This window comes from Goodfellowiella coeruleoviolacea (assembly GCF_024171785.1).
Lineage (GTDB): Bacteria > Actinomycetota > Actinomycetes > Mycobacteriales > Pseudonocardiaceae > Goodfellowiella > Goodfellowiella coeruleoviolacea.
Genome location: NZ_JAMTCK010000003.1, coordinates 443,067 through 457,359, shown reverse-complemented (window position 1 = coordinate 457,359; position 14,293 = coordinate 443,067). Strand labels below are relative to the sequence as shown.

The 14,293-nt window shown below is 72.4% G+C and carries 15 protein-coding genes; 5 read left to right on the top strand and 10 right to left on the bottom strand.

From position 1 onward, the window contains the following. The first annotated feature begins 123 nt into the window (after positions 1–123). Entirely contained in the window at positions 124–2,208 is a 2,085-nt protein-coding gene (locus LX83_RS08135; protein WP_253768841.1) for a beta-N-acetylhexosaminidase family protein, read from the top strand. 72 nt (positions 2,209–2,280) lie between these two features. Here the strand turns inward: LX83_RS08135 and LX83_RS08130 are convergent, their stop codons facing one another. After that, positions 2,281–2,424, bottom strand: coding sequence for a hypothetical protein (locus tag LX83_RS08130; protein ID WP_253768839.1), 144 nt, complete (start codon positions 2,422–2,424; stop codon positions 2,281–2,283). A 432-nt stretch (positions 2,425–2,856) separates the two neighbouring features. Continuing rightward, on the bottom strand, positions 2,857–4,005 hold the full coding sequence (locus LX83_RS08125) for a serine hydrolase domain-containing protein (protein ID WP_253768837.1): 1,149 nt from the start codon (positions 4,003–4,005) through the stop codon (positions 2,857–2,859). A gap of 199 nt (positions 4,006–4,204) precedes the next feature. Here LX83_RS08125 and LX83_RS38365 point away from each other — a divergent pair, with 199 nt between their 5' ends. Continuing rightward, positions 4,205–4,375: an alpha/beta hydrolase gene (locus tag LX83_RS38365; RefSeq protein WP_253768835.1), complete on the top strand. Its 171-nt coding sequence runs from the start codon at positions 4,205–4,207 to the stop codon at positions 4,373–4,375. Positions 4,376–4,380: 5 nt separating this feature from the next. Here LX83_RS38365 and LX83_RS08115 read toward each other — a convergent pair whose 3' ends face one another. After that, positions 4,381–4,623, bottom strand: coding sequence for a hypothetical protein (locus LX83_RS08115; RefSeq protein ID WP_253768831.1), 243 nt, complete (start codon positions 4,621–4,623; stop codon positions 4,381–4,383). Between the two features lie 10 nt (positions 4,624–4,633). Beyond that, complete coding sequence (locus LX83_RS08110) at positions 4,634–4,948, bottom strand: hypothetical protein (RefSeq protein ID WP_253768829.1); 315 nt, start codon at positions 4,946–4,948, stop codon at positions 4,634–4,636. Between the two features lie 212 nt (positions 4,949–5,160). On the opposite strand from LX83_RS08110, the gene LX83_RS08105 reads away from it, so the two are divergent. Continuing rightward, positions 5,161–6,105, top strand: coding sequence for a LysR family transcriptional regulator (locus LX83_RS08105; RefSeq protein WP_253768827.1), 945 nt, complete (start codon positions 5,161–5,163; stop codon positions 6,103–6,105). A 103-nt stretch (positions 6,106–6,208) separates the two neighbouring features. Here the strand turns inward: LX83_RS08105 and LX83_RS08100 are convergent, their stop codons facing one another. From LX83_RS08100 to LX83_RS08085, 4 genes are all read right to left on the bottom strand, one after another. Next, positions 6,209–6,880, bottom strand: a complete 672-nt coding sequence (locus tag LX83_RS08100; protein WP_253768824.1) for a DUF305 domain-containing protein — start codon at positions 6,878–6,880, stop codon at positions 6,209–6,211. A gap of 91 nt (positions 6,881–6,971) precedes the next feature. Next, a complete protein-coding gene (locus tag LX83_RS08095; protein ID WP_253768820.1) occupies positions 6,972–7,451 on the bottom strand; it encodes a hypothetical protein in 480 nt (159 codons plus the stop codon). Between the two features lie 91 nt (positions 7,452–7,542). Beyond that, the gene (locus LX83_RS08090) at positions 7,543–8,034 is read right to left on the bottom strand and encodes a hypothetical protein (RefSeq protein ID WP_253768817.1); all 492 of its coding nucleotides are present in this window, start codon (positions 8,032–8,034) and stop codon (positions 7,543–7,545) included. 40 nt (positions 8,035–8,074) lie between these two features. After that, the gene (locus LX83_RS08085; protein ID WP_253768813.1) at positions 8,075–9,670 is read right to left on the bottom strand and encodes a DHA2 family efflux MFS transporter permease subunit; all 1,596 of its coding nucleotides are present in this window, start codon (positions 9,668–9,670) and stop codon (positions 8,075–8,077) included. A gap of 136 nt (positions 9,671–9,806) precedes the next feature. Between LX83_RS08085 and LX83_RS08080 the strand changes: the two genes are divergently transcribed. Next, positions 9,807–10,448: a TetR/AcrR family transcriptional regulator gene (locus tag LX83_RS08080; RefSeq protein WP_253768802.1), complete on the top strand. Its 642-nt coding sequence runs from the start codon at positions 9,807–9,809 to the stop codon at positions 10,446–10,448. A gap of 35 nt (positions 10,449–10,483) precedes the next feature. Here the strand turns inward: LX83_RS08080 and LX83_RS08075 are convergent, their stop codons facing one another. Continuing rightward, positions 10,484–11,911 (bottom strand): basic amino acid/polyamine antiporter, encoded by a 1,428-nt coding sequence (locus LX83_RS08075; protein ID WP_253768799.1) that lies wholly within the window; start codon positions 11,909–11,911, stop codon positions 10,484–10,486. A 125-nt stretch (positions 11,912–12,036) separates the two neighbouring features. After that, positions 12,037–12,762 carry a DUF3159 domain-containing protein gene (locus LX83_RS08070; RefSeq protein WP_253768796.1) on the bottom strand — a complete coding sequence of 242 codons (726 nt, stop codon included), beginning with the start codon at positions 12,760–12,762 and terminating at the stop codon, positions 12,037–12,039. A gap of 157 nt (positions 12,763–12,919) precedes the next feature. Between LX83_RS08070 and LX83_RS08065 the strand changes: the two genes are divergently transcribed. Further along, positions 12,920–14,287: an ROK family transcriptional regulator gene (locus tag LX83_RS08065; RefSeq protein ID WP_253768793.1), complete on the top strand. Its 1,368-nt coding sequence runs from the start codon at positions 12,920–12,922 to the stop codon at positions 14,285–14,287. Positions 14,288–14,293: the final 6 nt, after the last annotated feature.

Sequence of the window (14,293 nt, the reverse complement as noted above, 5' to 3'; positions counted from 1 at the left end):
CGCACGTGAGCGCGGGGCCGATCGGACCAGATCGGCCACCGCGGCTTGCTGGCCATCCCTTGTCAGGCTCGCTTGGTCTAGACCAAGCTGGCGGGCACGCGATCCTGCTCGGGAGGTCACGCAATGCGAAGGAAGACCCGTCCCCGCTGGTCAACCGCGGTCTGTTCGGTGCTCGCCTCGGCGACGGCCGTGCTCGGTGTCGCCCTGCCCGCCACGGCGAGCCCGGCCAGCACTGATCCGGTCAGCGCCGACTCGGCCAGTGCCGATCCGGTCAGCACCGATCCGGTCAGCACCGATTCGGGCAGCGCCGACACCACCATCGCGGCCGGCCTGCCGGTCGTCACCCCCACGCCCCAGCGGATGACCGCCAACGGCGCCCCGGTCACCGTGCGGGGCCGGGTCCAGGTGCTGGTCGGCACCGGGGTGGACCAGCCGACCCGGGACCTGGTGCGGCAGAGCCTGACCGCGGCCGGCGCCAGCGAGGTGCGCTTCACCGACCTGGCCGACTCAACCGAGCTGGGTGGCCCGGCCGGCCCGAACGCGGGCGGGGCAGGGCTGACCGTGGTGGTCGGCACCACCGACCAGGCCGCCGTGGCCCAGGCGCTGCGCGCGGCCGGCGGCAGTGCGGTCGACGCGGGCCGCGCCGAGGGCTACGCGCTGGCCAGCAGACAGTCGGCCGGCCGGGGCCTGGCCGTGCTGGCCGGGGTGGACGCCGACGGGGTCTACTACGCCGCCCAGACCCTGCGCCAACTCGTCGGCGACCACCGGATCGCCGCCGTGTCCATTGTGGACTACCCGCTGATGGCGCTGCGCGGCACCATCGAGGGCTTCTACGGCGCGCCGTGGTCGCACGCCGCCCGGCTCGACCAGCTGGCCACCTACGGCCGGCTGAAGATGAACACCTACGTCTACACCCCCAAGGACGACACCTACCTGCGCGACCGGTGGCGCGACGCCTACCCCGCCGACCAGCTCGACCAGCTCGCCGAGTTGGTGCGCACCGCGCGGGACAACCACGTCCGGTTCACCTTCGCCCTCGCCCCCGGACTGTCCATCTGCTACACCGACCCGGACGACCTCAAGGCGCTGACCGACAAACTGGAGTCGGTGTACGCGATCGGCGTGCGCAGCTTCTACATCTCGCTGGACGACATCAGCTACACCACCTGGAACTGCGAATCCGACCGCCAGCGCTACGGCGCCGCCTCCGCCGGTGCCGCCGGCCAGGCCCAGACCGACCTGCTCAACACCGTGCAGCACGACTTCCTGGACACCCACGCCGACACCCGGCCGTTGCAGATGGTGCCCACCGAGTACTCCGACCTGAAGGACTCCCCGTACAAGACGGCGCTGCGCACCGGCCTGGACCCGAGGATCGTGGTGCAGTGGACCGGAACCGACGTGGTGCCGCCGTCGATCACGGTCGAGCAGGCCAGCCAGGCGCACGCGGTGTGGGGCCGCAAGGTGTTCGTCTGGGATAATTATCCCGTCAACGACTACGGTCAGACCACCGGCCGGCTGCTGCTCGCCCCCTACGACAAGCGGGAACCCGGCCTGCACGACGAGCTGACCGGACTGGTGATCAACCCGATGAACCAGGCGTCGGCCAGCAAGGTCGCCGAGTTCGGCGCGGCCTCCTTCGCCTGGAACGACCAGGACTACGACGCCCAGCGCACCTGGCGGGCCGCGGCCGAGCACCTGGCCGGCGGGGACGCCCGCACCACCCAGGCGCTGCTGGCCTTCTTCGACACCCAGCACCTGGCCCCCACCTTCGGCCCGGACGCCTGGCAGCCGCAGGCCCCGGTGCTGGCCGCCCGGCTCGACGCCTTCCGCACCGCCTGGGCCAGCGGTGACCCGCGCGCCAGGACCAGGGCCCTGGCGGACCTGGCCGGCTACGCCCACCTGCTCGCCTCGGCCGGTGACCGCATCCGCGGCCACGTGAACGACCAGCTGTTCCTGGCTGAGGCCGCGCCGTGGCTGGACGCGCTCGACCTGTGGGGCCAGGCGTTCGAGCACACCGTCGCCGGCCTGGGCCTGCGCCTGGCCGGCGCGGACCGGTTGGCCAGGCAGGAGTTCGACACCTCCGCCGGCCTGGCCGCCAGGGCCGCCGCCATCCGGACCATCCCGGGCACCACCCGCCCGCAGGGCCCGATCAAGGTCGCCGACGGCGTGCTGGACACCTTCCTGGCGCAGGCTCCTGGCCTGTAGCCGAAGTGCGGAGCAGCCCCCGACCGGCAACTGATCTGGCTGATCTGGTCGGGGGCTGCTGCACGCCGACGATCAGCCGCGCACGCGATCGGCCTTGATCGCGGTCAGGAACGTGGTCAGGAACGTGGTCAGCTCGGCCTGCCCGAAGGCCAGGTCGGGGCCATTTGGGTGCTGGTTCTGGGTTGTTGCTCCGGCCCTGCCGCATCCCCCACCCACCACCGGGGGGCGTGCCCTCGGCCAGCCTAGTCCGACCAGGGGCACTGGAACAGCGGGGCGAGGGCGGCTGTGGAGAACCCGGGCTGACGGCTCCATCCACGTTGGCCGGCTGTCCACAACTGGGTCGGATCACTTGACTGCACGCGCGATCCGCTCCCCTGCTGTCTTCCCGGGCAGGCATGCGTCCGCGTGTGCTTGTCAACGGGTGAGGCCTGGCCAGGCGGCCGGCTTTCGCCGAAGCGAGCACCGTGCCGAGGTTGCGCCCAGGGCCGCCCGCCGCTGCAAGCGTGGCGCTTCACCGTGACGCCGGACGCGCGGACGGTGGAACTCCTGGCCTGACAACGAACGAAGCGCCCCGCGCTGCCCGGGCCTGGGCGCGCGGGGGCTTTGTTGTCGCCATCCGCCGCGCCCCTCGGCCCTGCCCACCGGTCATCAGGAGCGGGTTGCGCACAGTTGCTGGCCCACGAGCGCGCTCATGGCCTGCTGGGTGTCCTTGCCGCCGCTGCTGGTGGCGTACACGACGGCGGTCCGGGTCCCGTCTCGGGTGACGCCACCCCAGGTGCGATAGCCGAGCAGTTCTCCGGGGTGACCGAAGTAGCTGCCGCCACAGGGCAACGGGATCTCGCCCAGACCGAGTCCATACCCGTACCCCGTGCCGAGTTCGGGCGTGGGCATCGTGGTTGTCATCTCCGCGAGCTGCGCCGGAGCCAGCAACCGGCCGCCGAGCAGTGCGGCGTAGAACCGGTTCAGGTCGTGCGTGGTGCTGGTGATCGATCCGGAGCCGATGGCCATGCTCGGGTTGAGCACCGTGACGTCGATGCTGGTGTCCGTGCCGAACGTGGCGTAGGCGTGGGCGTACGAGCCGAAGGGGGACGGGACGATGCCGGTCGTGCTGGTATCCGTCAGGCCCAGTGGGCGGATGATCCGGTCGGTCACCTCCTGCGCCCAACTCCGGCCGGTGACCTCGTGGATGATCATCGCGGCGAGAACGTAGTTGGTGTTGGAGTACGACCAGTCAGTGTCCGTGGTGGGTGAGTGCCGCATCGCCAGCCCCACCAACTCCGCTGGGGTGTAGCTGCGGAACCGCTCGACCCGATAGCCCTCCGCGCTGGTCAACGCGGGTATCTCCGGCAGGACTTCGGGGACGTGGCTGGTGTGTTGCAGCAGCTGCCGCACGGTGATCTGGCTGCCGTCGTTGCCGTTGCCCTGGACCACTCCCGGCAGCCACCGCTCGACGGTGTCCTCCAGGGACATTCGCCCCTCGCCGACGAGTTGCAGCACGACCGCGGCGGTGAAGGTCTTGGTGGCGCTGCCGATCCGGAACCTGCCGTCCCTCGGCATCGGCCTCCCGGCGCCCAGCCCGGCCGTCCCGGCGCGCGCGCTGTCCCGGGTGCCCGGTGACGTCACCTCCGCGAGCACACCGACGACGCCGGTGTCGTGGATTGCGTCCACCTGTTGCTGGAGCGAGTCGGCGTGCTGCGGCGTCGCCGCCGCCGTCAGCCCGGTCGACGCGGCGAGGAGGATCGCGGCGAGGCCGGTCAGGACGAGCAGGCCGCGCCGACGCCTTCCTGGGACATGCATGGTGCGCCCTTTTCTGTTCGGGTCGCCCAGGGTTCAGGGACCGCTCAGGCGGTGACCCGCTGCTGGTCCGACCCGGAGCCGGTGGTTGATGACCATCCCATCAGCGGAGCGGGGATCGGCACATCCGGCTTCCTCCCTGAGACGCCGATGCGCTTGTCCTCAGGGCGGCGCCGGGGTCACCCGTAGGGGTCGCGCCCGGGTGCTCCGGCACGGCGACGGGCACGCCGCCTACCTGCTGGGCAACACCTGCCTGGCCGACCACGTCAACCGGTACCTGACCGAGGGCACCCCGCCCCCGACCGGCCTGCGCTGCCCCGGCGAACTGCTGGACCGGATCCCGGACCGGCCGGCGGCGCGTGGTGCGGCCTGACCCAGTCAGGTCTTCTTCGCGAGGGACCCCTGTTCGACGCGGTAGTCCGCCACCAGCTTGCCGAGTTCCTGGTACACGCTCTGCGGATCATCCGGATTCAGGGTCACTCCGGTCGGTATCTGGACCTCGGTGGCGCGTATGCCGGGTTGTCGTTCCGTGGTGACCTCGGCGGGTATCGCGTCATCGGTCGGTGAGAACGCCAGGCCAGCTATGTTTCCACTGCTGTCGTGATATGCGAAGAGTTTCATCATCCAGCCCTCACGGTCCGATTACACTGATCGCGACGGAGAAGTATTTGATGGTGTTGCCACCACGATTCGTGACGTTGAATCCGGTGTAGGCGTTCTTGAACACCAGATCCCCGGACACCGTGGGCACCACGGTGTTGAAGGTCTCCGGCACCGAGATGGTCTGGGTGACCTGCGCCGTGCCCGTGCTGGCGGTATCCGGCGAACAGGTCACCAGGACCGTGCCGGTTCGATAGCGGTCGCTCGGCCCGTACGACAGCCAGACGGCCTGCCCGGGCGCCAGTGTCCACGTCCAGTACTGGATTTGGTAGAAGGTCGTCGCCATAATTCCTCCAATCCCGCCGACCACCGTACGCGGCCACCGAGTGGCACGCCCCCGAAATCGGCGGGCCAACCAGGAAAAACGCGTCGAACATCCCCCCGCGGAGGCAGAATTCCGTGGCAGCAGACCTGGTTTCACAATGGACGACCCGTGCCCTACGCTATATCCGTTAGGACTGGTTATGTTTTCTTTCTTGAATCAGTAGGCGGGCTTTTGTGTTGGATGTGCGTCGGCTGCGGCTGCTGGCCGAGTTCGCCGCCCGAGGCACCGTCGCCGCCACCGCGCGGGCCCTGCACCTGCCCGGCCCGGCCGTCTCCCAGCAGCTCGCCGCCCTGGAGCGCGAGGCCGGCACCGCCCTGTTCGAGAAGCAGGGCCGGAACCTGCGCCTGACCAGTGCCGGGCAACTGCTGGTCGACCACGCGCGGGTGGTCCTCGGCGACCTCGCCGCCGCCGAAGCCGAGCTGGCGGCGCTGCGACAGGGCAGGCGCGGCACGGTGCGGATCGCCGCGTTCCCATCCGCGGCCCGGGTGCTGGTCCCGCTGCTGTGGCCGGAACCGGGCACGGCGGAAGCGGACGACTGGGCGCCCCTGCCGCACCTGGTCGAGCACGAGCCCGCGGCTGCCGAGGCCGCCCTCCAGCAGCACACCGTCGACATCGCCGTGACCCAGTCCTACAGCCTGCTGCCCCGGCCGCTCCCGCCCGCCTGCGAGCGGCGTCCACTGCTCGACGAGCCCGTCTTCCTCGCCGTGCACCCCGCGCACGCCGCCAACCTGGGGCTCGCTCCGGGCGCCGAGGCGGACCTGACCTGGTTCGCCGACGCGGCCTGGTTGCTGTCCGGCCAGGGCACCCCCTGCCGCGAGCTGACCCACCGGGCCTGCGGCGCGGCCGGTTTCGTTCCCCGACCCGTGGCCGAGGCCAGCGACTTCGCCGTGCTGGCCGCGCTGGTCGCGCGCGGCGCCGGCGTCACCCTCATCCCCCGGCTCGCCCTTCCCGAGCCCACCCGGGAGCTGAGCCTGCACCCACTGCGCACCCCGCTGCTCCGGCACATCCATGTCCTGCACCGTGCCGGCACCGGCCGCCACCCCGACATCCAACGCACCCTGCGCCGCCTCGACGAGGTGGCCAGGATCGTGACCGCCCGGTACCCGACGTCGCCCTGACCCGGAGTCGCCCTGATCTGAAGGCGCCTGCCCCGGCCCGCCGCAGGCCGTCCGCCTCCCGACCAGGAGAACCTGGGGCGGGAGACGGACGGCGGCGTGCTGGTCAGCCCTGGTCGAGCAGGCCCCGCAGCTCGCTGATCTCCTGCTGCTGCGCGGCCACGATCTGGCCGGCCAGCTGCTTGGCCGCCGGGTTGACGCCCTGGGCCAGTTCGGTGTTGGCCATGTCGATGGCGCCCTGGTGGTGCTCGACCATCATCGACAGCCACTGCCGGTCGAACTCGGCGTCCCTGGCCTGGTCGAGCTGGTCCATCTGCTCCTCGGACATCATCCCCGACATGCCCGAGCCGTGATCCATTCCGGGCATGCTCGACGAGCCGTGGTCCATGCCCGAGTGGTCCACACCGCTGCTGGACGACGCGGCCGCGGGCACGCCCCACGCGGACAGCCACCCGGTCATGGTGTCGATCTCCGGTTGCTGCGCCTGCCTGATCCGCTGGGCCAGGTCCAGCACCCGCTGGTTGCCGGTGTGGCCGGCCACCAGGTCGGCCATGGCCACGGCCTGCGCGTGGTGCGGGATCATCTGCTGGGCGAAGCGCACGTCCGCGTCGTTGTGCTCGGCGCTGGCGGTCGTCCCACCGGACTGGCTCGCCGTTGTGGTCACGGCGCCCATGTCGTGGCCGGTGGTGCTGTCGGTCTCGGAGTTGGTGCACGCGGTGAGCACGGCGACGGAGGCCAGGACGGCAAGCGCCGTCCCGACCAGGGTCCTGCTGGTCATCTGGGATTTCCTCGCGATGGTCTCGCTGGTGCTGGTCAGCTGGTTGGCGACGCCGTGCCCCCGCGCTCGGGCGGGAACCGGCGCCGGCCGGTCACAGCCGCAGCACGCACAGCGAGGCCAGCACCACCGACGTGCTGGGCGGCGAGCGGGGCCGGGTGCTGCCGGTGCGGGGCGGCCCGTGCGGTGTCAGCCGCGCCGGGCGGTGCCGCCGCAGCAGGCGCAGCAGCAGTCCGACGCCGAGCGCGGTGCCGAGGATCGCCAGGCACAGGTGTCCGAGGTCACCGTGGTGTCCGGCGGGCAGGGGCGTTGACCAGCGGGCCGGGGTCGGCGCGGCCTGGTGTGCCGCCGGGTTCCGCGCGCCGGGTTCGGTGTGCGGCGCCGCGCCCTCGGGCAGTCCGGTGGCCATCGCCATCGAGTCGGCGGCGACCGCGCCGGGGACCGGCGTTGCCGGCGCACCGGCGGCGTGGTGTCCCGGGCCGGGGGCGCCGAGGTGGTGCATGCCGAGCACGCCCAGTGCGAGCGCGCACAGCAGCAGCCAGCGCGGCACCACCGCACCCGGAGACCTCACCACGGCAGTCCACTCTAACCGCCGCGCCGTGCGGCCGACCGGCGCCCGCGACCGGCGCCCGCGACCGGCGGCGGGCAGGTCAGGCTCGGGCAGGTCAGGCTCGGGCAGGTCGGGCCGGGGGCCGGCCGGCCAGTGCGGTGAGCCGGGCCGCGTGCCCCGGGAGGTGCTCCTCGGCCCGCGCCCGAACCAGCCCGGCCCAGTTGATCTCCCCGGCGAACACCTGGTTGCCGTCCCGGTCCACCAGCCGGGTCCGCACGCTCGCCGCGCCGGCCCGCTCGTCGGGGATCTCCCGCAGCACGGCCAGCAGCCGTTCGGCGTTGCGCCGAACCAGGCCGACCAGCTCCGGCCACGGTCGCGCGGTCAGCTCGGCGATCGCCGCCGGGGCCATGGCCGGGGCGTTGTCCAGTGCCGCCGGCTGTCCCGCCCGGACCTGTTCGGCGGTGGCCGCGATCAGCTCGTCGCTGAGCGCGACGTGCGCCAGGGTCCACCACGCCGCCGCCGGCACGTCGGCCGCCGCCGGTCCAGCCAGTGCGTCAGCCGCCCGCGTCAGCCCGGTGTAGGCGTCAGCCAGTGCTCCGGTGTCCACAGTGGTCTCTCCTCTTCCTCGTGATTTCACCGGTTTCCACTCACCGGCCGGCGCCGGCCACCTCGACCGCATCCATCCCCATCGGACTGTCCTGTGTAGACGACTGGGCCGGATCGGTTGCCCCACCCCGGTTCCGCAGCACCACCAGGGCACTGATCCCGCCCACCACCGCGCAGACCGCCGCCACGGTCACGCCCAGGTGCAGCCCGTCCACCAGCGCGGGCGCGGTGGCCTCGAACACGGCCCGCCGGATGCCCTCGGGCAGCTGGTTGATGACCGACAGGTCGCCACTGGCCAGCTGGGCCGTGGTGGTGTCCCGCAGCGGCGCCGGCAGCGGGATGCCGGCCAGCCGGTCCGGCACGGTGGACCGCATCCGCGCCACCAGCAGCGTCCCGCACACCGCCACCCCCAGCAGGCTGCCGATCTGCCGGAACGTGTTGGAGATGCCCGAGGCCGTGCCGGCCTGGTGGGCGGGCACCGACCCGAGCAGCGCCACCGTGGCCGGCGCGCCCACCAGGGACAGGCCCGCGCCCAGCAGCACCAGCGCCCACCAGTAGCTGGCGTAGCCGGTGCCCACCTGGAGGGTGAGCAGCCCCAGCAGGCCGGCCGAGGACAGGGCCGAGCCCAGGGTGATCAGCACGCGCGGCGCCACCTTCGCGGCCAGCGCGCTGGCCAGGTAGGAGCAGACCATGACGGCGGCGTTGAGCGCCAGGAACCGCACGCCCGCCTGCGTGGCGCTGAGCTGGTTGACCTGCTGCAGGTAGAGGGTGAGCAGGAAGATGCTGCCGTACAGGCCGAACAGCCCGAACAGGTTGACCGCGCCGGCCACCACGAACACCGGGCGGCAGAACAGCTCCATCGGCACCATGGGGTCGCGGTGGCGCAGCTCCCACCGGACGAACGCGACGATCCCGACCGCGGCGGCCAGGAAGCAGCCGAGGATCGGCGCACTGGTCCAGCCCTGGTCCGCGCCCTCGATCAACGCGTAGGTGAGCGCGGCCGTGGTGACGACGAACAGCACCTGGCCGACCACGTCGGGCCGGCGGGTGCGGGCCGGGCGGTGTTCGGTGAGCACGCGGCGCAGCACCAGCACGGCGAGCACGCCGATCGGCACGTTGATCCAGAAGATGCTCGGCCAGCCGAACGCCGCCACCAGCACGCCACCCAGCAGCGGGCCCAGGGCCATGGCCAGGCCGCCGACCCCGGCCCACACCCCGATCGCCCTGGCCCGCCGCGCCGGGTCCGGGAACGTGCTGCTGATCAGCGCGAGCGAGACCGGGATCAGCACCGAACCGCCCACGCCCTGCAGCAGCCGCGCGATGAGCAGGGTGGGGTAGTCGGGGGCGAGCGCGCACAGCGCCGAGGCCGCGGTGAACCCGAGCAGGCCGGCCAGGAACAGCCGCCGGCGGCCGAACAGGTCGCCCAGCGTGCCGGCGGTGAGCAGCAGGCAGGCGACCACCAGGGTGTAGCCGGCCACGACCCACTGGAGTTGGCTGACGGTGACCGCCAACCGGGCCTGCATCTGCGGCAGGGCCACGTTGACGATGGTCGAGTCCAGGTAGGCCATGAACACCCCGCTGGCGAGGAAGGCCAGCACGAGCCCGGGCCGACCAGGCGCCACCACCCGATCAGACATGCGCTTCTCCTTTGTTCGACCGCTGTCGACCAGTCGGTCGGACGCTAACTGACTGAGCATCACTCAGTCAATGAGCGCCGCTCAGTGAGTGCGCCTCAGTTACCCTGGGCCCAGCACGACAGGGAGGACCGGCGCGATGCCAGCACAGAGTCCGCGACGCCGCACCCGGGTGGTCATGAGCCCGGAGGACCGGCGCGAGGCGATCCTCAAGGCCGCCGGCGAGGTGTTCTCGACCATCGGCTTCAGCAAGGCCACCACGGCCACCGTGGCCGAGGCGGCCGGCATCGCCCAGGGCACGATCTACCTGTACTTCGAGTCCAAGGAACACCTGCTCGCCGCGGTGTGGGAGCGCTACGTCGAGGCGCTGCTGCACATCACCAACGGCATCCTCGACCGGGGCGACGACTGGTGGTCCACAGTGGACTCACTGTGGGCGGCGCTGCTGGAGCACGCGGTGCGCAACGCCGAACTGCACCGCACGGTCTACGGGTCCAGCAACGCCAAGGCGCTGGAGCTGTGCAAGGAGATCAACCAGCGGGTGATCGACGTGATCTGCGCCTACGTCGCCCGCGGCGCCGAGGCCGGCGCGTTCCAGGCCACCGCGCCCACCATGACCTGCCGGATGATCTACCACGCCGTCGACGGCCTGCTCGACGACCTGATCAGCCAGCACGCCGAGATCAACCTCCCCGAGCTGACCGCCTGGGTCCACGAACTCACCCACCGAGCCCTCACCGCCCCCACCCCGCGAGTCGACTTTGCAAACCCTGCGAGTTGACACTTCAGGCAGGGCCATGTGGGTGACAAACCCGGTCAGAGGCTGATCCAGCCGGTGCTCAGCGCCACCACGCCGAGCACGGCCCCGACGACCGAGACGGCGAGGATGACCAGCTCACCCGGTGCGAACAGCCGACGCCGCTGTTCCCGCCGGGTCATCACGAACAGGACCGTGGCCGGCGCGTAGAGGACGAAGGAGATCAGCAGGTACTCCAGGCCGGCCGCGTACACCAGGAACGCGGTGTAGACCGTGGCGAGCACCGCCACGACAACGCCACGGGGCCGGCCGCCGCGCTCGCGCGCGCCCAGCGCCACCCGCACGCCGAAGCCGGCCACGAGCAGGAACGGGATCAGGGTCAGCGCGCTGGTCAGGTTGAGCGCGAAGGTGAACGCGTCCGCGGAGAACAGGGTGATGACCAGGACGACCTGGCTGAGCACGGTCGACAGCAGCAGCGCCGGCACCGGCACGTCCGCGGCGTTGGCGCGGCGCAGGAACCCCGGCATGTCCCGGTCGCGCGCGGCGACGAAGAGCACCTCGGCGGCCATCAGCGTCCAGGCCAGGTACGCGCCCAGCACGGAGACGATCAGTCCGGCGCTGACCAGCACCCCGCCCCACGGGCCGACCGCTTCACGCAGCACGCCGGCCATGGACGGCTGCCGGAGTTCGGCGATCTCGGCCACCGGCAGGATGCCGTAGGACACGATGGTGACCGAGGCGAAGACGCAGAACACGCTCACGAACCCCAGCAGCGTGGCGCGGCCGACGTCCGCCCGCCGCCGGGCGTGCCGCGAGTAGACGCTGGCGCCCTCCACCCCGAGGAACACGAAGACCGTCGCCAGCATGGTTCCCCTGACCTGCTCGAACAGCGAGCCGGTCGGGTCGGCGCCGGCGAGGTTCGCCGCGAACACCGCCGGCCGGAGGTGGCCCAGCGCGAGCACGACGAAGACCAGGATCGGCACCAGCTTGGCCGCCGTGACGATCCGGTTGACCGCCGCCGCCTCCCGGACCCCCCGGGTGACCAGCAGGAAGAAGCCCCACAGCCCCAGCGAGGACAACACCACCGCCAGCACGGTGTCGCCGTCGCCCAGCGCCGGCACGACCGCGCCGAGCGTCGACATGATCAGCACCCAGTAGGTCACGTTGCCGACGCAGGCGCTGGCCCAGTAGCCGAACGCCGAGAAGAACCCCAGGTACTCGCCGAAGCCGGCCTTGGCGTAGGCGTAGATGCCGGCGTCCAGGTCGGGGCGGCGCACCGCGAGCATCTGGAAGACGAGGGCGAGCATCAGCATGCCCGTGCCCGCGATCGCCCACGCGATCAGCGCGCCGACCACCCCGGTCTGCTGGGCGAACCGGCTGGGCAGCGAGAAGACCCCGGCGCCGACCATGGACCCGACGACCAGCGAGGCCAGGGTGGGCACGGACAGCGTGGCGGCGGGTCCTGGGCCGGTGCCGGTCTGGGACATGCCGGTCCCCTTCCCCGCCAGGCGGCCTCGCGCACCAGGTGCGCCCGCATGCCGGTCACGGTACTGCGGGACCGGCGTTCGAGCTGGTCAGCGACACCATCGGGGGATCAGCGGGCCGGTTGCGTTCACCCGGCCTGGGGCCGCGCCTCGGGCACCCGGGGGTGGCGCAGGCCGGGGTGGTCGGCGGGCAGCACGCGGCGCAGCATCCACCAGCTCACCGCCAGGCACACCACCTGCAGCGGCCAGCTGAGCGCCACCCGGGCGATGCCCAGGGCGAGCACCTGGTCGGCCAGGTACAGGGCGCCGTAGACCACGATCCGCAGCACGTACTGGCCCACCCAGGCCCAGCTGGCCACACCGTAGGCGCGCAGCAGGTCGGGGTCGCGCCGCCAGCGGAACTTCTGGCCGAGCACCAGCCCGACCACCACGCCCAGCAGCGGCCAGCGCACCACGATGCTCGCCGCCCAGGCCAGCGCGCTGGCCACGTTCGACAGGATCTGCAGCAGGAAGAAGTCGGCGGCGCGGCCGGTGTGCATGGCGACCAGGGCGGCGATCACGACCAGGGCCACGCTGACCACCACGGCGCGCGGCCGGTCCCGGCGCAGCAGCCGGATCACGCCGACGACCAGGCCAACGGCGATGGCCGCGGCGGCGCCGAGCGGGATGGAGTTGCCGGGCAGGGCCCAGCCGACCACGAACGCCACCGGCGGCAGGGTGGCGTCCAGCGCGCCGCCTCGGCCGCCGAGCAGCTGGGCCAGGGTCTCCTCGTCCGGGCGTCGCCCGCCGGTCGTCTGTGGTCGGTCGGGTTCCCCGCCCGCACGCCGCTCCGACTCGACTCGCGCCTTGGTCATGCGTCCAGCCTGCCTTAGGCGAGGCTAACCGTGCCAGCAGCCCACCGGCAGAACCGGTGTGAGACGGACCCCGAACGGGCCATTGCGGTGGCTGGGCGGCTGATCTACGGTGTCGCGAAATAGTCTGGAAAGTTAACAGACAGGAGTCTGGACGCAGATGCGCGCTGGAAGTCCCCGGCTGCTGCGGGAGATCAACGACCGCGCCGCGATCGAGATGCTGCTGCGGCACGGCCCGTTGACCCGCGCGGAACTGGAGAGCCTGATCGGCTTGTCCAAGCCGGCCACCGCCCAGCTGCTGACCAGGCTGGAGAACAGCAACACCGTGCTGCGGGCCGGGCTGCGCGGGGGCGCGCGCGGCCCGCGCTCCCAGCTGTGGACGGTCAACGGCGCGCTGGCGCACGTGGCCGGCGTCGACCTCACGCCCCAGGCGGTGGACGTGGCCATCGCCGACATCACCGGCGCGGTGCTCACCGAGCACCACGCGGCCATGCCCAAGGGCGGGAACACCGCCGAGGTGCTGCGCGCGTTCGTCGACGCGGTGCGCACCGCCGCCGGCCAGGCCGGGCTGGACCTGGACGCGCTGCACCACGTGGTGGTGGGCAGCCCCGGCGCGGTCGACCCGGCCACCGGCAAGCTCGGGTTCGCCCCGCACCTGCCCGGCTGGGAGGGCTTCGACCTGCCCGGCCGGCTGCGTGACCTGCTCGGCGCGCCGGTGACCGTGGAGAACGACGTCAACCTGGTGGCGCTGGAGGAGATGATCGCCGGCCGCGCCCAGCACGTGCGGGACTTCGTGCTGGTCTGGCCGGCCGACGCGGTGGGCGCCGCCGTGGTGATCAACCGGGTGGTGCTGCGCGGGGCCACCGGCGGCGCCGGCGAGATCGACGGGATGTTCGTGCCGGACCGGGCCAGGGCCGACACCGGCACGGACCGCGCCGGCACCCGGTTCGGCGACCTGCTCAGCTCGGCGGCCATCAGCAAGCTGGCCAGGGCGCACGGGCTGAGCGCGCGCACCGGCTACGGCGCGGTGCGCCGGGCGCTGACCGACGGCGTGGCCGGCCGGGAGTTCCTCGGCGACCTGGCCCGCCGGATCGCCACCGGCATCGCCGGCATGGTGTCCGTGCTCGACCCCGAACTGGTGCTGCTGTCCGGCGAGATCAGCCACGCCGGCGGCAGCCTGCTGTGCGACCTGGTCGCCGCCGAGCTGCGCCGGCTGGTCGTGCCCCGGACCCCGGTGGAGCTGTCCCTGGTCACCGGCAAGGCGGTGCGCTCGGGCGCGCTGCGCTCCGGCCTGTCCGTGCTGCGCGAGCAGGTGTTCGGGCTGCCGGCCGACCAGCACCTGCCGCCGCCCCCGCCCACCACCGGCACGGCCACCACCGGCACGGCCACCACCAGCATGCCCACCACCGGCATGCCCACCACCGGCACGGCCAGCACCGGCACGGCCAGCACCGGCCCGACCGGTGCCGGCCCGAGCGGTGCCGACACCGACGTCCCCCCACCCCCGAACGGCGAATCCCCGCACTGATCACCT